Source organism: Amycolatopsis sp. VC5-11 (assembly GCF_037034185.1).
GTDB classification, from domain to species: domain Bacteria; phylum Actinomycetota; class Actinomycetes; order Mycobacteriales; family Pseudonocardiaceae; genus Amycolatopsis; species Amycolatopsis nivea.
The window spans coordinates 18,046-40,859 of record NZ_JBAGKF010000003.1; the positions used below are offsets into that span (position 1 = coordinate 18,046).

Here is a 22,814-nt window from a genome sequence, read left to right on the forward strand (position 1 = left end):
AGTTCCGCCGAATGGGGGCGTTTCGCCCGACCGGGTGGCGGGAAAATCAGAAAAAGGCCCCGCTGTCAACGGCTTTGGAGGAATCAGGCACACTGACCGTGCTCGCGGAAGCACACTCCGACCACCCTCCCACCCACCGTGAAAAAGGGGCATCGCCATGACCGGCAGGCTCGGGATCGACGACGTCGCACCCATTGTCAGCTGCGGCCGGTATCCGGCCAAAGCCGTTGCGGGCGAACATTTCCCCGTGACCGCCACGGTCTGGCGGGAGGGCCACGACGCGGTCGCCGCGACGGTCGCCTGGCGCGGTCCGGGCGACCGCGCCGCGCGCCAGACGCGGATGGCCGAACAGGGCCGCGGGCTCGACCGGTTCGGCGCGGTGATCGTGCCCGACGCCGAGGGCATGTGGACCTACCGGGTGGACGCGTGGAGCGATCCGTGGGCCACCTGGGAGCACGCGGTCGAGGTGAAGATCGCCGCCGGGCAGGGGCCGGGGGAGCTGGCGAACGACCTGGAAAGCGGGGCGCTGCTGCTCGACCGCGTGTCCCGCCGCCCGGAGCGCCGGGCCGAGCGCCCGCTGCTCGCCGGGGCCGCGGCCGCGCTGCGCGACGACGAACGCGATCTCGCCGAGCGCGTCGGGCCCGCGCTCTCGCCCGAGGTCCGCCAGCTCATGCACGACTTCCCGGTGCGCGAGCTGATCACCAAGGGGCGCGTGCTGAAGCTGTGGGTCGACCGCAAACGCGCCGCTTTCGGTTCCTGGTACGAATTCTTCCCCCGCTCCACCGGCGGGGTCGACGCGCTGGGCCGCGCGGTGCACGGCACCTTCGCCACCGCCGAGCGCGAACTGGACCGCGTCGCGGGCATGGGTTTCGACGTCGTCTACCTGCCGCCGGTGCACCCCATCGGCCGGGTGAACCGCAAGGGCCCCAACAACACTCTCGACGCGACGCCGGACGACGTCGGCTCGCCGTGGGCGATCGGCGCGGACGAGGGCGGGCACGACGCGATCCACCCGGAGCTCGGCACGCTCGAGGATTTCGACGCCTTCGTGGCGCGCGCGGAGGAACTCGGCCTCGAGGTCGCGCTCGACCTCGCGCTGCAGGCCGCGCCGGACCACCCGTGGGTCGTCAAGTACCCGGAGTTCTTCACCACCCGCCCGGACGGCACCATCGCGTACGCGGAGAACCCGCCGAAGAAGTACCAGGACATCTACCCGGTCAACTTCGACAACGACCCGCGCGGCATCTACGACGAGGTGCTGCGCGTCGTGCTGCACTGGGTGTCGCACGGGGTGCGGATCTTCCGGGTCGACAACCCGCACACCAAGCCGCCGGACTTCTGGGCCTGGCTGATCCAGTCGGTGAAGGACGCGCATCCGGACGTGCTGTTCCTCGCCGAGGCGTTCACCCGCCCGGCCCGGCTGTGGGGACTCGCGAAGCTCGGTTTCACCCAGAGCTACACGTATTTCACCTGGCGCACCACGAAAGAAGAGCTCACCGAGTTCGGCACCGACCTCGTCGAGCACTGGGACCACGGCCGGCCGAACCTGTTCGTCAACACTCCGGACATCCTGCACGAATCGCTGCAGCACGGCGGTCCCGGCATGTTCGCGCTGCGCGCCGCGCTCGCCGCGACGATGTCGCCGACCTGGGGCGTGTACTCCGGCTACGAGCTGTTCGAATCCGAGGCGGTGCGCCCGGGCAGCGAGGAGTACCTCGACTCCGAGAAGTACCAGCTGCGCCCGCGCGATTTCGCCCGCGCGCTCGCCGAGGGCCGTTCGCTGGAACCGTGGCTGACCCGGCTCAACGCCGTCCGCCGTGCGCATCCGGCGCTGCAGGGCATGCGGTCGCTGCGCTTCCACCACATCGACAACGACGCGCTGCTCGCTTACTCCAAACAGGACCCGGCGACCGGCGACACGGTCGTCGCGATCGTGAACCTCGACCCGCACAACGCGCGAGAGGGCACGCTCTGGCTCGACCTGCCCGCGCTCGGCTTCGACTGGACCGAGCGGCTCATCGCGCACGACGAGGTCACCGGCGAGACGTGGGACTGGGGCCAGGCGAACTTCGTCCGGCTCGAACCGTGGCGGGCGGTGGCGCACATCGTGGCGCTGCGCCGCAGGCTCGCGGCCTGACGCCGCGGCCGCTCCGACCCCCGTGGTTATCCCGGAGCCGAACGGGATAACCACTACTCAGCACACGCGACTCACGACAAGGTGGAACGGATGGACGAGGAGAGCCGGCCCGGCGCCGCGGCGGGACTGGCGGACGTGCCGCACACGGGGGAGGCGGTGACCGCCGACGGCCTGCTGGTCGAACCGCAGGCGGACGACTTCGCGCACGCGCACGCGGCGCCGAAGGACCCCGAATGGTTCAAGAGCGCGGTGTTCTACGAGGTGCTGGTGCGCGCCTTCGCCGATTCGAACGGCGACGGCACCGGCGACCTGCGCGGCCTGGCGGGCAGGCTGGACTACCTCGCCTGGCTCGGGGTGGACTGCCTGTGGCTGCCGCCGTTCTACGCCTCGCCGCTGCGCGACGGCGGCTACGACATCAGCGATTTCCGGGCCGTGCTGCCGGAATTCGGCAGTGTCGAGGACTTCGTGTACCTGCTCGACGAGGCGCACCGGCGCGGCATCCGGGTGATCACCGACCTGGTGCTCAACCACACCTCGGACGCGCATCCGTGGTTCCAGCAGTCGCGCTCGGACCCGGACGGCCCCTACGGCGACTACTACGTGTGGAGCGACGACGATTCCCGCTACGCCGACGCGCGGATCATCTTCGTCGACACCGAAACGTCGAACTGGACCTACGACCCGGTGCGCGGCCAGTTCTACTGGCACCGGTTCTTCACCCACCAGCCGGACCTGAACTACGAGAACCCGGCCGTGCAGGACGCGATGATCGACGTGCTGCGGTTCTGGCTCGACATCGGCATCGACGGCTTCCGCCTCGACGCCGTGCCCTACCTGTTCGAACAGGAAGGCACCAACTGCGAGAACCTGCCGCGCACGCACGATTTCCTCAAGCGGTGCCGGAAAGTCGTCGACGACGAGTACCCCGGCCGGATCCTGCTGGCCGAGGCGAACCAGTGGCCCAGCGACGTGGTCGAGTACTTCGGCGACGCGGAGTCCGGCGGCGACGAATGCCACATGGCGTTCCACTTCCCGCTGATGCCGCGGATCTTCATGGCGGTGCGCCGGGAGTCGCGGTTCCCGATCTCGGAGATCCTGCTGCAGACGCCGCAGATCCCGTCCGGCACGCAGTGGGGCATCTTCCTGCGCAACCACGACGAGCTGACGCTCGAGATGGTCAGCGACGAAGAGCGCGACTACATGTACTCCGAATACGCCAAAGACCCGCGGATGAAGGCCAACATCGGCATCCGCCGCAGGCTCGCCCCGCTGCTGGACAACGACCGCAACCAGCAGGAGCTGTTCACCGCGCTGCTGCTGTCGCTGCCCGGCTCGCCGGTGCTCTACTACGGCGACGAGATCGGGATGGGCGACAACATCTGGCTCGGCGACCGCGACGCCGTCCGCACCCCGATGCAGTGGACCCCGGACCGCAACGCCGGGTTCTCCACCTGCGACCCCGGCCGGATCTACCTGCCGGTGATCATGGACCCGGTGTACGGGCACCAGGCGCTGAACGTCGAGGCGCAGGCCGACAACGCGGCGTCGCTGCTGAACTGGACGCGCCGGATGATCGAGGTCCGCAAACAGCACCACGCGTTCGGCCAGGGCGATTTCACCGACCTCGGCGGCTCGAACCCCAGCGTGCTCGCCTACCAGCGCCGGTGGCTGCGCCCGGACGGCCGCGAGGACGTCGTGGTGTGCGTCAACAACCTGTCCCGTTTCCCGCAGCCGGTGGAACTGGACCTGTCCGCGCACCAGGGCGCGACGCCGGTCGAGCTGACCGGCGGGGTGCGCTTCCCGGACATCGGCGAGCTGCCGTACCTGCTCACGCTGCCCGGCCACGGGTTCTACTGGTTCCAGCTGCTCGAGCCGGAAGAATGAGGTGAGTCCGCTGTCGCCCCACGGTTCCCCGCCTGACCTGTCCGCACTGTCCGAACCGCCCGAGCTGTCCGGGGCGCTGGCCGCCCTGCTGCCGGACTGGCTGCCCGCGCAGCGCTGGTTCGCGGGCAAGGACCGGCCGGTCGACGAGGTCCGCCCGGCGAGCCTCACCGTGCTGGCGGGCCCGGATCCGCTGCTGGTGCACGCGGTCGTCGACGTGGTGCAGGGCGACCGGACCGAGCCGTACCAGCTGCTGGTCGGCCGCCGGTCCGGGGTTCCCGAGGTGGCGTCGGCGGCGCTGCTCGGCGAGCGGTTCTACGAGGCGAGCGGCGACGCGGACCTCACCGCGGGGCTGCTGGACCGGATGGCGGCTGGCGGGTCCGCCGGGACGCTGCGGTTCGCCGCGGAACCGGACGCGACGCTCGAACCCGGGCTGCGCTCGCGGCCGATCACCGCGGAGCAGAGCAACACTTCGCTCGTCTACGGCGGGCAGTACATCCTCAAGCTGTTCCGCAAGCTCAGCCCGGGACTGAACAAGGACCTGCTGCTGCACCGCGCGCTGCAAAGCGCGGGCTGCAAGCACGTGGCGCGCGTGGTCGGCTCGATCTCCGGCGAACTGCACGGCGGACCCGCGACGATGGGGATGCTGCAGGAGTTCCTGCCGGACGCGGTCGACGGCTGGGCGATGGCGACCACGAGCGTCCGGGACCTGCTGGCCGATCCGGACCAGCCCGCGGCCGAGGCGGGCGGCGACTTCGCCGGGGAGTCCGAGCGGCTCGGCGCCGCGGTGGCCGAGGTGCACGCGGACCTCGCGACCGCGCTGGGCACCGAGCCCGCGGACGGCGACGAGCTGGACCGCACGGTGCGCGCGATGACCGAACGGCTCGACCAGGTGTCCGAGGCGGTCCCGGAGCTGGCGGTGCACGCGCCCGCGCTGCGCGAGGTGTTCGAGGCCGTGCGCGCGCACGAGGCGCCGATCTCGCTGCAGTACATCCACGGCGATCTGCACTTGGGCCAGGTGCTGCGTACCGTCAACGGATGGCTGTTGCTGGACTTCGAAGGCGAACCGGCCGCCCCGGTCGCGGAACGGCACGCGCTGCGCTCGCCGCTGCGCGACGTCGCGGGCATGCTCCGGTCCTTCGACTACGCGGCGCACCAGCGGCTCGTCGGGCAGCCCGAGAACGCGGACGTGACCCGGCACGCGATGGAATGGGCCCGCCGCAACCGCGCCGCGTTCTGCGCCGGGTACGCCCGCGCCGGCGGCCCGGTCGGCGACCCGCAGGAGCACGCGGACCTGCTTCGCGCCTTTGAACTGGACAAAGCGGTGTACGAGGTCGCCTACGAGCACGCGAACCGGCCGGACTGGCTGAGCGTGCCGCTGGCGGCGATCGCCCGCAGCACCGACGGAAGCGAGTGACCCCCGTGAACGCTGTCCCCGCGGATCTGCCCTCGGCGGCCCCGTCTCCGCTCGACATCGACCGGCTGCTGGCGGGCGAGCACCACGACCCGCATTCGGTGCTCGGCGTGCACACCGCCGGCGGCGACATCGTCGTGCGTGCGCTGCGCCCGGGCGCGACGTCGGTGTCGGTCGTCGCGGGCGAGCGCCGCGTTCCGCTGGACCGCGTGGCGGACGCGCTGTTCGCCGCGACGCTGCCGGAGCACCCGGGCGACTACCGGATCGAAGTCGGCTACGACAACCACACTGTCGTCACCGACGACCCGTACCGCTGGCTGCCGACGGTGGGGGAGCTGGACCAGCACCTCATCGGCGAAGGACGGCACGAACGGCTGTGGGACGTGCTCGGCGCGCACGTGCGCCGGTACGACACCCCGAACGGCGTCGTCGAGGGCGTGTCCTTCGCGGTGTGGGCGCCGACCGCGCGCGGCGTGCGGGTGATCGGCGACTTCAACGCGTGGGAGGGCCGCGGCCACCCGATGCGCTCGCTCGGGTCCTCGGGCGTGTGGGAGCTGTTCGTGCCCGGCGTGCCGGTCGGCAGCTGCTACAAGTTCCGCATCCTCGGCGCGGACGGGCACTGGCACGAGAAGGCCGACCCGATGGCGTTCGCCACCGAGGTGCCGCCCGCGACCGCGTCGAAGGTGACCGAATCGGAGTACACCTGGGGCGACGGCGACTGGGTCGCCCGGCGCGAGGCGACCGACTGGGCGGACGCGCCGATGAGCGTGTACGAGGTGCACCTCGGCTCGTGGCGGCCCGGGCTCGGCTACCGCGAACTGGCCGACCAACTGGCCGACTACGTCGAGGAAACCGGCTTCACCCACGTCGAATTCCTGCCGGTGGCCGAGCATCCGTTCGGCGGCTCGTGGGGCTACCAGGTCACCTCCTACTACGCGCCGACGTCGCGCTTCGGTTCGCCGGACGACTTCCGGTACCTCGTCGACCACCTGCACCAGCGCGGCATTGGCGTGCTCGTCGACTGGGTCCCCGCGCATTTCCCGCGCGACATCTGGGCGCTTGCGCGGTTCGACGGCAGCCCGCTGTACGAGCACGAGGACCCGCGCCGCGGCGAGCAGCCGGACTGGGGCACGCTCGTGTTCAACTTCGGCCGCAACGAGGTGCGCAACTTCCTCGTCGCGAACGCGCTGTTCTGGCTGGAGGAGTTCCACCTCGACGGCCTGCGCGTGGACGCGGTCGCCTCGATGCTGTACCTCGACTACTCGCGCAAGGACGGCGAGTGGCTGCCGAACGAATACGGCGGCCGGGAAAACCTCGACGCGGTCCGGTTTCTGCAGGAGCTGAACGCGACTGTCTACAAGCGACACCCGGGCGTCGTGATGGTCGCCGAGGAATCCACCGCCTGGCCCGGCGTCACCCGTCCGACGCATCTCGGCGGCCTGGGATTCGGCTTCAAGTGGAACATGGGGTGGATGCACGACACGCTCCGCTACCTGTCGCACGAGCCGATCCACCGGGCGTACCACCACAACGAGATGACCTTCTCGCTCGTGTACGCGTGGAGCGAGAACTTCGTGCTGCCGCTGTCGCACGACGAAGTGGTGCACGGCAAGGGTTCGCTGTGGGAACGGATGCCGGGCGACGACTGGAACAAGGCCGCCGGGCTGCGCTCGCTGCTGGCGTTCATGTGGGCGCATCCGGGCAAGCAGCTGCTGTTCATGGGCGGCGAATTCGGCCAGCCGCGCGAATGGTCGGAGTCGCGGTCGCTGGACTGGCACCTGCTGGAAACCCCGCTGCACCGCGGCGTGCGCGACCTGATCCGGCAGCTGAACGCGATCTACCGGGACACCGCCGCGCTGTTCAGCGGCGACGTCCGGCCCGAGGGCTTCCGCTGGATCGACGCGAACGACTCGGCCGGGAACGTGCTGAGCTTCCTGCGCCTGGGCGCGGACGGCTCGCGGCTGGCCTGCATCGCGAACTTCGCCGGAGTGCCGCACCACGACTACCGGGTGGGCCTCCCGGCGGCGGGCCGGTGGACCGAGGTGCTGAACACGGACGCGGAGTCGTTCGGCGGATCCGGGGTCGGGAACCTGGGCGCGGTGGAGGCGACCGAGGAGCCGTGGCACGGCCAGCCCGCGTCGGCGGTGCTGCAACTGCCGCCGAGCGGGGTGCTGTGGCTGCTGGAGGAGCGTCCGTCCGTCGAGGAGTGACCCTTTCGGCCCACTGCCGCTGGTCGTGAGGTGGCCCTGCGTGAGGGTGGCCCTCACGCACGGCGGCGGGTCGTGAGGGGAACCCTGGGGGAGTCAGCGTCTGTGAGGGTGGCCCTCACGGACGGCGGCGGCGGGTCGTGAGGGGAACCCTGGGGGGAATCAGCGTCCGTGAAGGTGGCCCTCACGGATCTCGCCGAGACCGGCCCAGCGCGCCAGCCCGGTTTCGGCCCGGACCGGTGCCGGTTGCCCGTCCATCCCTCCCGGATTGCCCGGAATTCCTCCCGTCAGCGCCTTTCGCCGGTCGCGGTCGGAAAATGACCCACGCGACGTCTTGCCGGTGAAGGCGCTGGTGGGCATACTTTGTTGCCATCCACAACAAACCCGGGGTGGCGCCGCCAGGCCGCCCCTCGAGTGATTGAGGGATGACAATGACGTCCACGCCCACCTCCTCCCGCTGGCGGCGGCTCGCGATCCCCGCGGCGCTCGCCCTCGCCGGCGCGGTCGCGCTGACGCCCGCGGGGCACGCCGCCCCCGCCGCCGCCCCGGCCGCCGGGTTCTCCGACGATTTCGACGGCCCGGCGGGTTCGCCCGCCGACGGCAGCAAGTGGACCTACGAAACCGGCGACAACAACGGCAACAACCACGAACGGCAGTGGTACACCGCGGGCGCGGCGAACGGCGCGCTCGACGGCCAAGGCCACCTCGTGATCACCGCGAAGAAAGAGAATTCCGGCAACACCTGCTGGTACGGCGCGTGCCAGTACACCTCGGCGCGGCTGAACACGTCCGGCAAATTCAGCCAGGCGTACGGGCACATGGAAGTGCGGATGAAACTGCCGCGCGGGCAAGGGATGTGGCCGGCGTTCTGGATGCTCGGCGGCGGGCAATGGCCGGACGACGGCGAGATCGACGTCATGGAGAACATCGGCAAGGAGCCGAACACCGTGCACGGCACGATCCACGGCCCCGGCTACTCGGGTGCGGGCGGCATCGGCGCGGCGTTCAACGGCCCGAATTTCTCCGACGACTTCCACACCTACGCGGTCGACTGGTCGCCGAACAAGATCGTCTGGCTGGTCGACGGGCAGGCCTACCAGACCCGCACCCCGGCGGACCTCAACGGCAAGAAATGGGTGTACGACCACCCGTTCTTCCTGATCCTCAACCTCGCGGTGGGCGGCGACTGGCCGGGCGACCCGGACGGCAGCACGCAGTTCCCGCAACAGCTGGTGGTCGACTACGTGCACGTGAGCTGACCACCCTCGCCGCCGGAACCACGGCGGCGCGGAGAAGGCGCGGTCTCCGCGGGCCCCGTCCGGCTCTTCCCGAGCCGGGCGGGGCTTTTCCGTGCCCGGTTCCGGGTACACAGCTTCCGCACGGATCACGGCAAGGAAAATCTCAGGTAGCGGGTGTTTGCTGAGCTGGCGGAGGGTGACGAGACGCGGGAGCGGACGATGAACGAGCAGGAGCGCGGCGGGCACGACCAGGGACAGCCCGGCTACGGCGGGCAGGCGCATCCTTATTCGCCGGGGCAGCCGTACCAGCAGGGCTGGGCACAGCAGCAGGCTTGGGGCACTCCGCCGCCCGGCGCGTACGGTCCCCAGCCGGGCGGCCAGTACGCCGGTCAGCCTTATCCGACGCAGCAGCTGCCGCGGCATCGTGCACCACACCCGTTGCGGACCGCGGCCGTCACGGTCGGCGCGATCGTGGTGGCGGTCGCCGTCGGGCTCGGGGTCGGGCATTTCGTGTGGACGCCGTCCGCGCCGTCCGGCGTGTCCGGGAACCAGAACTTCGGCTCGATCGGCAACCAGACCAACCCGTCGAACACGGCGATCGACCCGCAGGCGATCGCGAAGAAGGTCAGCGCGGGCATCGTCAACATCAACACCGAGCTGGGCTACCAGGGCGCGGCCGCGGCGGGCACCGGCATCGTGCTCACCTCCGACGGCGAGGTGCTCACGAACAACCACGTCGTCGAGGGCGCGACCAGCATCAAGGTCACCGACATCGGCAACGGCCAGACGTACACCGCCTCCGTGCTCGGCTACGACCGCAGCCACGACGTCGCGGTGCTCAAGCTGGCCGGCGCGTCCGGGCTGGCGACGGAGACGCTCGGCGATTCGTCGTCGGTGAAGGTCGGCGACGCGGTTGTCGGCCTCGGCAACGCGGGCGGTGCCGGGGGAGCGCCGATCCCGGCCGGCGGGCGGGTGACCGCGCTGAACCAGTCGATCACCGCGTCGGACGAATCGAACAGCTCGTCCGAGAAGCTGCAGGGCCTGATCCAGGTCGACGCGAACATCCAGTCCGGCGATTCCGGCGGCCCGCTCGTGAACGCGCAGGGCCAGGTCGTCGGCGTGGACACCGCGGCGTCGGCCGGGTACCAGTTCAACGGCGGCGGACGGCGCGGCCACGGCGGGCTCGGCAACGGCTTCCCCGGCGACAACTCCCAGGGCTCCCAAGGCGGCTCGCAGGGCTCCCCGGGCGACTCGCAGGGCGACGGCTCCCAGGGTTCGAGCGGGAACGAGGGCTACGCGATCCCGATCAACCAGGCGATCTCCCTCGCCCACCAGATCGTCGGCGGCACCGGCTCCGACACCGTCCACATCGGAAAGAGCGCGTTCCTCGGCGTGACCGTCAGCGATGCCGGACAGCAGCAACAGCAGGGCGGAACCGGTTCGGGCGCGGTGATCCAGCAGGTCGTCCCCGACGGCGCGGCCGCGAAGGCCGGCTTGGCCGCCGGCGACGTGATCACCGCGGTGGACGGCAAAGCAGTCGACTCGCCCACCGCGCTGACCACCCTGATGGACCAGCACCACCCCGGCGACAAGCTGACGGTGACCGTCGTCGGCCAGACCGGTCAGCAGCAGGATGTCACCGTCGTGCCCGCCGAGGGCCCCGTGGGCTGACTCGCCGGCGGTCCGGACGGCTGGATCGATCAGTCGTCCGGATACCGCGTGTCGAGCGAAACCTCCTCCCACGCCGCGAGATCGGCGAGCTGCTGCTCGAGCTTCGCCCGGATCCGGGTCACCGCCTCGGGCCCGAGCGGCAGCCGCAGCGGCGCGTCCGGGGTGTCGACCAGTTTGAGAATGGCCTCGGCGGCCTTCGCCGGATCGTTCGGCTGCGCGCCGTCCTGCGCGGAAAACCGTTGGCGCATCACGCCTGCCGGGGTGTCGCGGTAATCGTCGATGGGCTCGGAGAACGTCATCGACCGCCCGGCGAAGTCCGTCCGGAACGGCCCCGGTTCCACCAGGCTCACCCGGATCCCCAGCGGCGCGACCTCCCCGGCGAGCGCCTCGGACATCCCTTCGAGCGCGAACTTCGACGTCGCGTACAGCGCGTGCCCCGGGTTCCCGACGACTCCGCCGACCGACGACAACTGCACGATGTGCCCGCTGCGCTGCGCCCGCAGATGCGGCAGCACCGCACGCGTGACGTTGAGGACGCCGAACACGTTGGTCTCGAGGACCTGCCGGGCCTGCTCGTCGGTCAGTTCTTCAAGCGCCCCGACCAGCCCGTGCCCGGCGTTGTTGACCAGCACGTCGATCCGCCCGTACTCGGCGATCGCCGCGCTCACCGCCGCTTCCACCGACGCCGGATCAGTGACGTCCAGCCGGGCCGTGAACGTCTTCAGGTCTTCGAGCACACTCGTGTCGCGAGCCGTGGCCACGACCTTTTCTCCGCGCGCCAGCACGGTTTCCGCGAGCACGCGGCCGAATCCGCTGCTCGCTCCCGTGATGAACCAGACGCGTCCGGACATTGCGGACCTCCCCAGGACCAGTTACTTTGATACTCAAATCAAACTACCTTGAGTATCGAGGGAGTGTCCAGTTGGACTCAGTGGGGGCGGGCCTGCCCGAGTGGCTGGCCGTGATGCCCGACGGCGTGGACGAACAGGTCGAAGCGGCCCGCCAGCGGATCGGACGGCTGTCGCGGCAGTTCGAGCAGGTACTGCGCGGGGTCGCGGAGGAATACGGCTTCAGCGTGGGGGATTGGCAGGCATTGTCGGCGTTGCACCGCTCCGGCCGCGCGGCCGTCCTCACGCCCAAGGAACTGGCCGACCGCCTAGGCGTCACCTCCGGAACCGTCACGGTCCGCGTCGACCGCCTGGAACGGGCAGGCTTGGTAGAACGAGTCGCCGCGTCCTCGGACGGCCGGAGCCGCCCCGTCCGCCTGACCCGCAAAGGCCGCGCCCGCTGGGCCGCCGCCACCCGGAAACGCACCGAACGGGAACGGTCTCTGTTCAACGCGGTCCTGAACGAGGCCGACCTGTCTGACCTGAACGCTCTCCTCTCCCGCCTGCTGACCCGCTTCGAAACCGAGTTCGGCCTGTCCTCCCAGCACGATGCCCTCCGCCCCGAGTGACAGTTTTTTGTCGGTGGGCGGCGCTAGCGTGAGCGGTACCTGACTGGAGGGAAGATCCGATGACCACTCTCGACAACCGGCCGAACACCGCACTGCTAGTCGTCGACGTCCAGAACGGCGTCGTCGAGGACTCGCACGAACGAGACAACGTCGTGGCGAACGTGGCCGCACTGGTGGACAAGGCCCGGGAGGCCGAGGTTCCCGTGGTGTGGGTCCAGCACAACGGCGAAGGCTTGGCTAAGGGAAGCCCGGAATGGGGCCTGGTCCCGGAACTGACGCCGTCGCCGTCCGAGCCCTTGGTGGAGAAGACGTACGGGGATTCCTTCGAAGACACCACCCTGGAGTCGATCCTCGCCGAGTTGCGGATCGGACACCTGGTGGTCAGCGGAGCCCAAACGGACGCCTGCATCCGCTCCACCCTGCACGGCGCCTTCGTCCGCGGCTACGACGCGACCTTGGTGAGCGACGCCCACACCACGGGCGACCGCACGAAGTGGGGCGCGCCGCCGCCCGCGCAGGTCATCGCGCACACCAACTTGTATTGGACCCACCAAACCGCCCCCGGCCGGACTGCGGGCACTGTCGCCACGAAGGAGGTCGCCTTCAAGCCTGGCGCGTGAGACCGGCGGGGATCCTGGAAGGTTGCCGCGGGGCGGAGTCTTTCGCGTCCGGCACGTGGGACCGGCGGGCTGCGGGCTGGAACTGTCGTCCGGAGCCGGAGCAGCCCTGGTCGCGAGAGGTCACGGCTCGGAGCGTGAGACCGTCTACGGGAGCTGGAGGCGGAGGGACTCGAACATCATCCAGCCCGGGTCAGCCGATCTGCACGGGGGAGCGCGAGCCGAACCCACAAGGCGGAGAGCCGGGACCGGCGGATCGTCCGTGCCGGGCGGCGCGCGACGTCTCGCACGCGGAGCGTGCGCTGGCCGATTGCGTTCGCGGGGTGAGCTCGGCTGGTGGGCTGCGGCTGGCCGGTTGCGTTCGCGGGGTGAGCTCGGCTGGCGGGCTGCGGCTGGCCGGGCGCGTTCGCGGGGCGGACTCGGTCGGCGGGCTGCGGCTGGCCGGTTGCGTTCGCGGGGTGAGCTCGGCTGGCGGGCTGCGGCTGGCCGGTTGCGTTCGCGGCGTGAGCTCGGTCGGCAGGCCGCGGCTGGTCGGGCGCATGCGCGGGGTGGGCTCGGCTGGCGCGCGACGGCTGGCCGGTTGCAGTTGCGGGGCGGACTCGGTCGGCGGGTTGCGGGTGGCCGGGCGCATTCGCAGGGCGCGCCTGGCTCGGTGTCGGGCGGCGGGCTGCGACCGGCCGAGCGGGTCTGCGAGTTGAGCCTGGCTGGAGGGCCGGAGCAGGTCGGAGCGGAAGCCAGCTTGCCCGGTCGAACCGGGCCGGTCGTCCCGGTTCAGCGGAATGCCGGAGCGGGCCGTCGTACGGCGAGGGCGGCATCCCGCAAGTGACCCCAGCGCTCAACCCCGCGGTGCGCTCGAATCGTCATGCGGTCCGTGGCGCCCGGTCATGCTCGTGCGACACGAACAAGACCGATTCAGTCGCACCGCCGATCCATCCCCAACCCCGCCAACCGCACAGTGCACGGAAACCAAGCAAGCATTTGTCCGTCACATCCAACGAGTCAATCCCGCTTGCTCGCAACCGAAACCCTCTCACTCACCGGAACCCGACAACCCCGAGCCGCCCCTCCCCTCGCGAGCCGACCGAGCCGGAAACCCCTCTGCCACCACGGCTTTCCCCGCCAGACTCCCCGCCCGAAGACCACGAACCCGCGCCCTGTACCGGAAATGCCCGCCCGCCATGCCCCAGGGTCCCTCCGCACCGTGCGAAGCCGACCAGTTACGGTGGCGTGCGTGTCCTCGTTCCGTCCGGTGAGCGTGTCTTCGGGGAACCGGCGGATCAGCTGGGACCTCGTGCGCGGTGGGTGCGTCGTGCTGGTGCTGCTGTACCACGCGACCTTCATGAGCGTCGTCGTGCATCCCGAGCTCGGGCCGCGGCGGTTCGTGTTCCCGCATCAGATCGGGGCGAGCCTGCTGCTCGTGATTTCCGCGTACTTCGCCGCCGTCACGATCGGGCGCGGGTCGCTCGGCCGGTACTGGTGGGGGCGGATCGCGCGGTTGCTGCCGCCGTTTCTCGCCGCCGTCGTCGTGATCTACTTCGCGCTGCGGTACCTCTCGCCGCCCGGCTGGTTCAGCCCGCGGTTCGGCGACCTCGTCGGCAACCTGCTGATGCTCTGGAACTGGAAACCCGCCGTCTACCCCTTCCTCGACGGCTCGCACTGGACGATTCCCCTCCAGCTCATGGCGTTCACCGTCGCCGCGCTGCTCTATCGCGGCAGCTGGGGGCACGGCCGCAAGTTCCGCGTCGTCATGTGGGCCGCCCTGCTCGTCCCGCTCGCGCAGTGGCCGCTGCGCATCTCCGGTCCGCCCGAGTGGTACCGGGTCGTCGTCGACGGCTTCGGATTCCACCGCTGGCACCTGTTCGTCGCCGGCATCGCGGTCTGGCTCTGGACCAAAAAACGGGTGTCCACGACCGAATTCGTGCTGCTGGAAGTCCTGTGCGTCACCGCGCACGCCCTGCACGGCGCGGCCGTCACCCCGGCCGGGATCGACGTCGAATGGGGCTCGACGCTCGGCATCGCGACCGGGATCGCGGTGATCTCGCTGGCCGCGGCGGGCCCGGACTGGAACCGGTTCCTCCCGGCCTTCGTCCAGCGCGCGATCACCTGGTTCGCGGGGATCTCCTACGGCGTCTTCCTGATCCACCAGGCCATCGGCTACCTCGTGCTGCACTGGCTGTCCGGCTTCGGCGTCGACCCGCTGCTGCAGACCGCCGCCATGATCACCACCGGCGTCGTCCTCGGCTGGGCCCTCACCCGCCTGGTCGAACGCCCCGCCCACCGCTTCCTCATGCGCGGCTACGACACCTGGACCGCCCGGCGCCGGCCCGGCGACGAACCAGTCCCAGTCACCGCGGGACCCCGCGCCTGATCAGGTCCGCAGGCTAGGCCCGGAGTCCGGCACCCCGGCATAGTCGGGCAGTTCGACGCCGTTGATCGCGCGATCGATCAGCGCGGTCAACGCCTCCATATCCGGCTCCGGTGCCGGTTCGGCGTCCGGCCGCGGGACGGCGCGGCTCTCCGCGTGCAACCGGCCGATCTCCTGGTTGGCCTCGACGAACGAGCGCATCCGGGCCTCGTACCCAGCGAACCCGACCCCGGGATCCCACTGGGCGGCAGCCAGTTCTCCGGCGAGCAGATAGGCGCCGACCAGAGCCAGCCCGGTGCCCGCACCGGACATCGGCGACGAGCTGTACGCCGCGTCGCCGATCAGCCCCACCCGGCCGTCCGACCAGCGGTCCATCACCACCTGGGCGACCTGGTCGAGGTAAAAGTCCGGGGTGTCGTCCAGGTGCGTGAGAATGCGCGGCGCGAGCCAGCCCAGCCCGGCCGTCTGCTCGCGCAGCAGGCGTTTCTGTCCCTCGACATCGCGGTAATCGACGTCGAATCCGGCCGCGGGGAAGGTGAACATGGCCATCGCCCTCGTGGCGTCCCGGATCGGCCGCAGACCGACGGCCCGCGCGGACGCCTGGTCCTGGTACTCGATGAACCAGCGGTCCAGCCCGAACTCGTTGGGCACGCTGTAGAAGGCCAGCACGAGCCCGAGATGCCGGACGAACTTCTCGCGCGGCCCGAATACCGCCGCGCGCAGTGCCGAGTGCAGCCCGTCCGCCCCGATCACCAGGTCGAAGCGCCGCTGCCCGCCGCTCGCGAAGGTGACGTCGACGCCGTCCGCGTCCTGGACGAGATCGGCGATCCGGTCGCCGAAGACGTACTCGACGCCGTCGCGGGTGTCGTCGTAAAGGACCTGGGACAGGTCTCCCCGCAGGATCTCGATTTCCGCGATGTACCCGTCGCCGCCGTCGTCGTCGGCGCGGTAGGTCTCCAGCACGTTCCCGTCGACGTCCACGGTGTGCGCACCCGCGGTGTCCGTGCGGGCCGCGCGCACCGCCTCGTCCAGCCCCATCCGCCGGATGACCTCCTTGGCCACCCCGCGCGCATCGACCGCCTGACCGCCGGGACGCAAGCCAGGAGCCCGCTCCACCACGGTCACCTCGGCTCCCCGCCGACGCAGCCAATGGGCCAACGCAGGCCCCGCGATGCTCGCTCCGGCCACCAACACCCTGCTACCGCTCACCGCGGCCCCCCTCGCCTCCGGATGACGGTGGGGAGTCTACGGCGAGCGACGCCCGCGCAGGCGCTCCGCAGCCATCGAGGGCGGATGGCCGGGTGCCGCGATCGAGGGCCGACACGGGGTTGCCAGCCGCGAAGGTGCCAACCGGCGAAGTTGTGCCAGACGGCTCCAGGCTGAGAGGGAGCGAGCCCGCGAAGATGCGAGCCTGCGAAGGCGTCGGGGCGCGAAGAAGGTGCGAGCCCGCATGGGTGCCAGGCCCCAAAGACCGCCAGGTCGCGAGGGTGCCAGCCGTGAAGGCGTCAGGCCGCGAAGATGCGAGCCCGCGACGGCTCCAGACTGCGAAGGCGCGAGCCCGCCGAGGTGCCAGCCCGCAAAGGCACGAGGCGGCAAAGACACCAACCCTCGAAGTCGCCAGCCCCGCCAAGGCACCAGCCCGCGGAGTGTCAGCCCGCGAAGGTGTCAGGCCGCGAAGGTGCCAGGCCGCGAAGGTGCCAGCCCGCGAAGGTGCCAGCCCGCGAAGATGCCAGCCGCGAAGGTGCCAGCCCGCCAAGGCACCAGCCCACAACGGCATCAACCCGGCCACCAACCCGCGCACTCCTCGCCCTACAACGCGAACGCGATGCCCCGCACCACCAGCGCCGCGAAGAACACCACCGTGAACGCCAGGTCGAATCCGACCCCGCCCGCCCGTACCGGCGGCAGCACCCGGCGCACCGGGGCGATCACCGGTTCGGTGGCGCGGTGGCTGATCCGGCGCACCTGGCCGAGCCACGCGGGCCCGGTCGCGACCAGGCGGGTCCAGTCCAGGACCATCCGCACCACCAGCACCACGATGAACACGGTCAGGACATACCCGACCAGGGTCCCGATCAGGCTCATCGCACACCTCGCGTCTCCGGCAACGTTCTCACCCCCTCCAACGTCCGGCGGTCCCGCGAAGTGTCCGGTTCACCGGATTTCTCAGCCGATTGCCAGGATCCGCCCGATCGGGTATCGAGGAGAGTTCCGGGGAAGGGAGCGGCGGGTGCGCAGTGCGGCGTGGTTCGGGGCGTCCGGCCGGGCGGGGATGATCCACCGCTCGTGGATGCGGTCCCAGGGGTTCGGCCCGGAGGTGTTCGACGGCAGGCCGGTGATCGGGATCGCGGTGAGCGCTTCCGAGCTGGCCCCGTGCAACGTCCACCTCGACCGGGTCGCCGAGGCGGTCAAGCGCGGCGTCTGGCAGGCGGGCGGCTTCCCGCTCGCGTTCCCGACGATGGCGACCGGCGAGACGCTCATGCGCCCCACCGCGATGCTCTACCGCAACCTGATGGCGATGGAGGTCGAGGAGCTGATCCGCGCCAATCCGCTCGACGGCGTCGTCCTGCTTTCCGGCTGCGACAAGACGACCCCGGCGATGCTGATGGGCGCGGCGAGCGTCGACCTGCCCGCGGTGATGGTCACCGGCGGCCCGATGCTCAACGGCAAGTTCCGCGGCGGCGACGTCGGCTCGGGCACGCACGTCTGGAAGTTCGAGGAAGAGCGCAAAGCCGGCCGGATGACCGAGGAGGAGTGCTTCTTCGCCGAAGGCTGCATGGCCCGCTCGAACGGCCACTGCATGACCATGGGCACCGCCTCGACGATGGCCTGTCTCGCCGAAGCGCTCGGCATGCAGCTGCCCGGTTCGGCGACCTGGCCCGCGGTCGACGCGCGGCGGTTCGAGACCGCGCAGGCGGCCGGGCAGCGGATTGTCGCGATGGTGCGGGAAGACCTGCGCCCGTCCGGGATCCTGACCCGCGCGGCGTTCGAGAACGCGATCCGCGTCAACGCGGCGATCGGCGGGTCCACCAACGCGATCGTGCACCTTCTCGCGCTGGCCGGGCGCGTCGGCGTCCCGCTCGCGATGGGCGACTTCGACGAACTGGGCCGAGCCGTCCCCACGTTGGTGAACCTGATGCCGTCGGGGAAGTTCCTGATGGAGGATTTCTGTTACGCGGGAGGGGTTCCCGTGGTGCTGACGAGGCTCGCCGAAGCCGGGCTGCTGCACACCGACGTCCAAACGGTCGCCGGAAAGACGAGAGAACCCGCGGAGTGCTGGAACGACGAGGTGATCACGACTGTCGACGCGCCGTTCCAGCCGCCCGGCACCGGAACCGCTGTGCTCACCGGGAATCTCGCCCCGGAAGGCGCGGTGCTGAAGCAGTCGGCCGCGTCGCCGGAGCTGCTCACGCACACCGGCCCGGCGCTGGTCTTCGACACCGCCGAGGACTACCACCGCGTCGTCGACGATCCGGACCTGCCCGTCACCCCTGAAACGATCCTCGTGATCCGCGGCGCGGGCCCGAAGGGCTACCCGGGCATGCCGGAGGTCGCGAACGTCCCGGTGCCGAAGAAGCTGATCGAACGGGGGATCACGGACGTGGTGCGGATCTGCGACGGCCGGATGTCCGGCACCGGCTACGGCACGGTCGTGCTGCACGTGAGCCCGGAATCGGCGGTCGGCGGCCCGCTCGCGCTCGTCCGCACCGGCGACCGGATCACGCTCGACACCCCGGCCCGCCGGCTGACCCTGCACGTGCCCGACGAGGAACTCGCCGCCCGCCGCGCAGCGTGGACGCCGCCGGAAAGCCCGTACCGAAGCGGATACACCTGGCTTTACCGCGAGCACGTCACCCAGGCCCACCTCGGCGCGGACTTCGATTTCCTGCACGGCACCCGCGGTTCCGCCGTGCCGAGGGATTCGCACTGATGCGCCGCCTCCTGAAAACCGCCGCGGGCTGGCAGGTCACCGACGGCGAGTCCACCGGCGCACTCCCGCCCGGGACAACGCTCGGCTCCCTGCTGGCACTGTCCGCCGAAGACTTCGCCGAAGCGCTGGCAGTCGAGCTGACGCCGGGAGAACCGGGCGAGCCGCGAGCGCCGGTCGACGATGACACCGAGGTGTGGGCCGCTGGAGTCACCTACGAGGTGTCGCGCGAGGCGCGGATGGAGGAGAGCGGCGACGCGGACGTCTACGCCCGGGTCTACGAAGCGGAACGTCCGGAGCTGTTCTTCAAGAGCGTCGGGCACCGCGTGCGCGGGCCGGGGGAGCCGATCGGCGTCCGCGAAGATTCCACTTGGGACGTTCCGGAACCCGAATTGGCATTGGTGTGCAACGCGAACGCGGAGATCGTCGGCTACACGATCGTCAACGACGTGAGTTCGCGCAGCATCGAAGGCGAGAACCCGCTGTACCTGCCGCAGGCCAAGATGTACCGCGGCTCGTGCGCGGCCGGGCCGTGGATCGTGCCCGCGCAAGACATCCCGGATCCGTATGCGCTCGGCATCACCGTGTCGATCCACCGCGCCGGAGGGCTGCTCTGGGCAGGGGAGACGTCCACCGCGCGGCTGCACCGCCGGTTCACGGATCTGGTCGCGTGGCTCTATCGCGGCGACGTTTTCCCGCGCGGAGCCGTCCTGGCCACCGGTACATCCGCCGTTCCCGGCCCGGACGTCACGCTCGAGGCGGACGACGAGGTCACCATCATGATCGAGGGCATCGGCGCCCTCCGGAACCCGGTCCGGCGGGGCTGGTTCGCCTGACCTCCTCTTGACGCGGCCCCGCGCGTTCGGTTATTCAATCTCAGTTCACATATCTGTGGAGTATTCATATTCTTGAACGGAGTTGCGGTGCTGCCTCCTTCCCGGTCTTCCCGTCCGCGTCGTCTCGCGGCGGTTCTCGCGACGGTCGCGGGGCTGCTCGCGTCCACTGCCGGAGCGGCGACCGCCGCGCCCGCGCCGAGGTCGTGTTCGTTCGTCTGCGTGCCGGACACTGTGGTGCTCGACGGCCTGCACCTGGCAGGCAACAAGATCGGCCTGATGGCCGGCAACCCGACGCTGCGCACGTCGCTGTCGAACCTGCTTAAGCAGGCCGACGACGCGCTGACCAAGGGCCCGTGGACGGTCGTCGACAAGGAGCGCGTCCCGCCGAGCGGCGACAAGCACGACTACCTCAGCCTCGCCCCGTACTACTGGCCGAGCCAGCCGAAAACGCCGGAAAATCCGCAGGGCTGCCCGTACGTCGACCGCGACGGCCAGGTCAACCCCGAGATGAAGAACGTGCCGGACAAGGCCGAGCGGCTCGTCGCGTTCAACGCGATCTACCAGCTTTCGCTCGCCTGGTACTACACCGGCAAGGCCGAGTACGCCCAGCGCGCCGCGCTCGACCTGCGCACCTGGTTCCTCGACGCGGCAACGAAAATGAACCCGAACCTGAACTTCGCGCAGGGCATCCCGTGCAAGACCGACGGGCGCGGGATCGGCATCATCGAGTTCTCCTACACCTTCACCCAGGTCCTCGACGCCGCGCGGATCCTCGAAGCCGGCGCGCCCGGCTGGACGAAGGCCGACGGCAAGGCGTTCCGCGGCTGGTCGGCCGACTTCCTGACCTGGTTGCGCACCAGCAAGAACGGCACCGACGAGGCGAAGGCGACCAACAACCACGGCACCTTCTACGACCTGCTGACCGCGGCGACCGCGAGCTACGTCGGCCAGCGCGACCTGGCCCGCACGATCGTCCGCGACTCCGGCAAGGCCCGGATCGACCACCAGATCGCCGCGGACGGCGGCCAGCCCGAGGAATCCACCCGCACGCGGACGTACCACTACCACACGTTCAACCTGGTCGCGCTGACTCGCCTGGCGCAGCTGGGCAAGCACCTGGGCGTCAACCTGTGGGGCTACCGGAATCCGCAGGGCGGCAGCATTTTCGCCGCCGTCGACCACCTGCTCCCGGCGGCGACCGGGGCCGCGCCGTGGCCGTTGCCGGACATCCATTTCATCCAGTACGCCGCCCTCGACAGCGTGCACGCCGCCGCCGACGCGGGGGACTGGAAGGCCCGGGCCGCGGTCGGCCGCATCCCGGCCCCGCCCGGCGGCGACCTGTTCCCGGTGCGCCCGGCGGCCGAGCAGCTGGACGACGTTTCCACCACCTGAGCCCGCTTTTCACCCGGACGCGGCACCCGCCGCGTCCGGGTTCCCGGCGGCGGTCATGGAACGATTCAGAAGGACCGATTCGCCGGAACGGGAAAGGGAAACGCCGTGATCAAGACCAGCCGGAGCAGCGGCTCCGGGGCCCGGCGGGTGACGTTCGTCCTGCCGCTCGACACCCCGCCCGGCCCGGTGAGCGTGGTCGGCGACTTCAACGACTGGCAGCCCGGACGCCACGAACTCCGCAAACGCTCGAACGGCACGCGCTCGGCCGCGGTGGAAGTCCCGCCGGGCGCCCGGATCCGCTTCCGCTACCTGGCCGACGGCGGCCGCTGGCTGGACGACCCGGACGCCACCGCGCGCGACGGGCGGGATTGCTTGTACGTCGCGGATTGACCCGGCCCGCGGGGCGCGGTCGGTTGCGGCGAATGCGGCTCGGCTCCCGCGAACGAGGCGGGGATCGCACTCTGCTCGCCGGGCGGGATTGCCTGTACTTCGAGGGCTGATTCGGCCTGCGTGGCGGGCGCGGGGGGTTGCTGCGAATGCGGTCGGCTCCCGCGAACGGGGTGGGGGGGGGCCGCGCTCTGCTCGGCGAACGGGGCTGCCTGTACATCGCGGACTGGCCCGGTCTGCGCGGCGGGGCGCGGGCGGTTGCGGCGAATGCGGCTCGGCTCCCGCGAACGGGGCGGGGAATCACGCCTTGCCCGGTGAGCGGCCGAAGGTTGCTTCGCGCGTGGGCGATTCCTCGGTGCCGGACAAGATTTCCGGCGGTGAACGCTCGCTCCGGAGCGACATTCCCCCAGAGCGACCTTTGCCCCCGGAGACCGACGTTGCCTCCGCAACGACGCGTGCCCCGGCGAGTAGCTCGTGCGGCGTGCATCAGGCGAACGACGTCTGAGCAACCCCACGCAAAGCTGGGCACGCAGCGATGGCCCCAGCGAAAGTCATGCAGCGATCCTCGCGTGCGTTTAAGCCGGTGAGAACCAGCACCCCCAAGCACGAACCCTGAGCCACACCTCACCCCGCTCTAGTTTTGGAGCATCCGCTCCATTACCATCCACCCATGCCCCGCCCCCGGATCCACGATCCCGAGCTGATCCTCGACACCGCCGAGCGTCTCATCGCCGACCTCGGTCCCGAGGCGCTCACCGTCCGGCGGCTCGCGCTGGAGGCGGGCGTCCCGAACAGCACGATCTACCACGCCTTCGCCAACCTCCCCGCCCTGATCGGCCGGACCTGGCTCCGCGCCGCCACCTTCTTTCTCGACGAACAAGAACGGCTGGTCGACGAAGCCGCAAACCCGATCGAAGCAGTGGTCGCAGCGGCCGACACCCCAGCCGTAGTAGCCGACGCACGACCGGACGCGGCGCGGATGATGATCGCCGTCCCCTCGAAGCGGGTGCTGGGGCCGCAGCTTCCGGAAGACGTAGCGGAAGCCTTGCACGCCTTGGACAAACGCCTCGTCCGCCTCTTGGTCCGCCTCGCCCGCCAGCTCTGGAACCGCGGCGACGGGCAAGCCGTAGAAGTCATCACCGCCTGCGTCGTGGACCTCCCGACGGCCCTGCTCCGCCGCGAACTCGCCACCGGTCCCGCCAGCAGGGAAAGCCGGGAACGGCTGGCCGCGGCGGTCCGCGCGATCCTCGCACTCCAACCCCCGGAAAAGTCCAGAAAGGACTGA

The 22,814-nt window shown here is 70.6% G+C and carries 16 protein-coding genes and 1 pseudogene; 14 read left to right on the forward strand and 3 right to left on the reverse strand.

Annotated elements, in window-relative coordinates; all coding sequences use genetic code 11:
- Positions 1 to 157 precede the first annotated feature (157 nt).
- The 6 genes and pseudogenes from WA670_RS11570 (at position 158) to WA670_RS11595 (ending at position 10,548) form a co-directional block, all read left to right on the forward strand.
- Entirely contained in the window at positions 158 to 2,137 is a 1,980-nt protein-coding gene (locus WA670_RS11570; protein ID WP_037815555.1) for an alpha-1,4-glucan--maltose-1-phosphate maltosyltransferase, read from the forward strand.
- Positions 2,138 to 2,227: 90 nt separating this feature from the next.
- Positions 2,228 to 4,021 carry a maltose alpha-D-glucosyltransferase gene (gene treS / locus WA670_RS11575; protein WP_037815557.1) on the forward strand — a complete coding sequence of 598 codons (1,794 nt, stop codon included), beginning with the start codon at positions 2,228 to 2,230 and terminating at the stop codon, positions 4,019 to 4,021.
- Positions 4,022 to 4,067: 46 nt separating this feature from the next.
- The gene (locus tag WA670_RS11580) at positions 4,068 to 5,435 is read left to right on the forward strand and encodes a maltokinase N-terminal cap-like domain-containing protein (RefSeq protein WP_336158023.1); all 1,368 of its coding nucleotides are present in this window, start codon (positions 4,068 to 4,070) and stop codon (positions 5,433 to 5,435) included.
- A gap of 5 nt (positions 5,436 to 5,440) precedes the next feature.
- Positions 5,441 to 7,642, forward strand: coding sequence for a 1,4-alpha-glucan branching protein GlgB (gene glgB, locus WA670_RS11585; RefSeq protein WP_336157692.1), 2,202 nt, complete (start codon positions 5,441 to 5,443; stop codon positions 7,640 to 7,642).
- Positions 7,643 to 8,070: 428 nt separating this feature from the next.
- Positions 8,071 to 8,895: pseudogene (locus WA670_RS11590) on the forward strand (glycoside hydrolase family 16 protein); the annotation flags it as partial.
- Positions 8,896 to 9,096: 201 nt separating this feature from the next.
- Positions 9,097 to 10,548, forward strand: coding sequence for a S1C family serine protease (locus tag WA670_RS11595; protein ID WP_037815660.1), 1,452 nt, complete (start codon positions 9,097 to 9,099; stop codon positions 10,546 to 10,548).
- A 29-nt stretch (positions 10,549 to 10,577) separates the two neighbouring features.
- Here WA670_RS11595 and WA670_RS11600 read toward each other — a convergent pair whose 3' ends face one another.
- Positions 10,578 to 11,399, reverse strand: a complete 822-nt coding sequence (locus tag WA670_RS11600) for an oxidoreductase (RefSeq protein WP_336157693.1) — start codon at positions 11,397 to 11,399, stop codon at positions 10,578 to 10,580.
- An 80-nt stretch (positions 11,400 to 11,479) separates the two neighbouring features.
- Between WA670_RS11600 and WA670_RS11605 the strand changes: the two genes are divergently transcribed.
- From WA670_RS11605 to WA670_RS11615, 3 genes are all read left to right on the forward strand, one after another.
- A complete protein-coding gene (locus tag WA670_RS11605) occupies positions 11,480 to 12,004 on the forward strand; it encodes a MarR family winged helix-turn-helix transcriptional regulator (protein ID WP_037815563.1) in 525 nt (174 codons plus the stop codon).
- A 59-nt stretch (positions 12,005 to 12,063) separates the two neighbouring features.
- Entirely contained in the window at positions 12,064 to 12,624 is a 561-nt protein-coding gene (locus WA670_RS11610; RefSeq protein WP_037815565.1) for a cysteine hydrolase family protein, read from the forward strand.
- A gap of 1,228 nt (positions 12,625 to 13,852) precedes the next feature.
- Positions 13,853 to 14,989, forward strand: coding sequence for an acyltransferase family protein (locus tag WA670_RS11615; RefSeq protein ID WP_238605721.1), 1,137 nt, complete (start codon positions 13,853 to 13,855; stop codon positions 14,987 to 14,989).
- Here WA670_RS11615 and WA670_RS11620 read toward each other — a convergent pair whose 3' ends face one another.
- Complete coding sequence (locus WA670_RS11620) at positions 14,990 to 16,195, reverse strand: FAD-dependent monooxygenase (RefSeq protein ID WP_051729107.1); 1,206 nt, start codon at positions 16,193 to 16,195, stop codon at positions 14,990 to 14,992.
- A 600-nt stretch (positions 16,196 to 16,795) separates the two neighbouring features.
- Positions 16,796 to 17,071, reverse strand: coding sequence for a YggT family protein (locus tag WA670_RS11625; RefSeq protein ID WP_037815567.1), 276 nt, complete (start codon positions 17,069 to 17,071; stop codon positions 16,796 to 16,798).
- Between the two features lie 145 nt (positions 17,072 to 17,216).
- Here WA670_RS11625 and WA670_RS11630 point away from each other — a divergent pair, with 145 nt between their 5' ends.
- The 5 genes from WA670_RS11630 to WA670_RS11650 all read left to right on the forward strand — a co-directional run bounded on the left by WA670_RS11630 (position 17,217) and on the right by WA670_RS11650 (position 22,814).
- Positions 17,217 to 18,917, forward strand: a complete 1,701-nt coding sequence (locus WA670_RS11630) for an IlvD/Edd family dehydratase (protein WP_308196542.1) — start codon at positions 17,217 to 17,219, stop codon at positions 18,915 to 18,917.
- Complete coding sequence (locus WA670_RS11635) at positions 18,917 to 19,750, forward strand: fumarylacetoacetate hydrolase family protein (RefSeq protein ID WP_238605722.1); 834 nt, start codon at positions 18,917 to 18,919, stop codon at positions 19,748 to 19,750. Before WA670_RS11630 ends, WA670_RS11635 begins: the two co-directional genes overlap by 1 nt.
- Before the next feature lie 87 nt (positions 19,751 to 19,837).
- Entirely contained in the window at positions 19,838 to 21,142 is a 1,305-nt protein-coding gene (locus WA670_RS11640) for an alginate lyase family protein (RefSeq protein WP_336157694.1), read from the forward strand.
- Positions 21,143 to 21,247: 105 nt separating this feature from the next.
- Entirely contained in the window at positions 21,248 to 21,532 is a 285-nt protein-coding gene (locus WA670_RS11645) for an isoamylase early set domain-containing protein (RefSeq protein ID WP_336157695.1), read from the forward strand.
- 667 nt (positions 21,533 to 22,199) lie between these two features.
- Positions 22,200 to 22,814: a TetR/AcrR family transcriptional regulator gene (locus tag WA670_RS11650; RefSeq protein ID WP_238605723.1), complete on the forward strand. Its 615-nt coding sequence runs from the start codon at positions 22,200 to 22,202 to the stop codon at positions 22,812 to 22,814.

Bases quoted from the DNA above. Each gene is read 5' to 3' on its own strand.
- WA670_RS11625 (WP_037815567.1), bottom strand. From the start codon at position 17,071: ATGAGCCTGATCGGGACCCTGGTCGGGTATGTCCTGACCGTGTTCATC.
- WA670_RS11635 (WP_238605722.1), top strand. From the start codon at position 18,917: ATGCGCCGCCTCCTGAAAACCGCCGCGGGCTGGCAGGTCACCGACGGC.
- WA670_RS11610 (WP_037815565.1), top strand. From the start codon at position 12,064: ATGACCACTCTCGACAACCGGCCGAACACCGCACTGCTAGTCGTCGAC.
- WA670_RS11600 (WP_336157693.1), bottom strand. From the start codon at position 11,399: ATGTCCGGACGCGTCTGGTTCATCACGGGAGCGAGCAGCGGATTCGGC.
- WA670_RS11650 (WP_238605723.1), top strand. From the start codon at position 22,200: ATGCCCCGCCCCCGGATCCACGATCCCGAGCTGATCCTCGACACCGCC.
- WA670_RS11595 (WP_037815660.1), top strand. From the start codon at position 9,097: ATGAACGAGCAGGAGCGCGGCGGGCACGACCAGGGACAGCCCGGCTAC.
- treS (WP_037815557.1), top strand. From the start codon at position 2,228: ATGGACGAGGAGAGCCGGCCCGGCGCCGCGGCGGGACTGGCGGACGTG.
- WA670_RS11570 (WP_037815555.1), top strand. From the start codon at position 158: ATGACCGGCAGGCTCGGGATCGACGACGTCGCACCCATTGTCAGCTGC.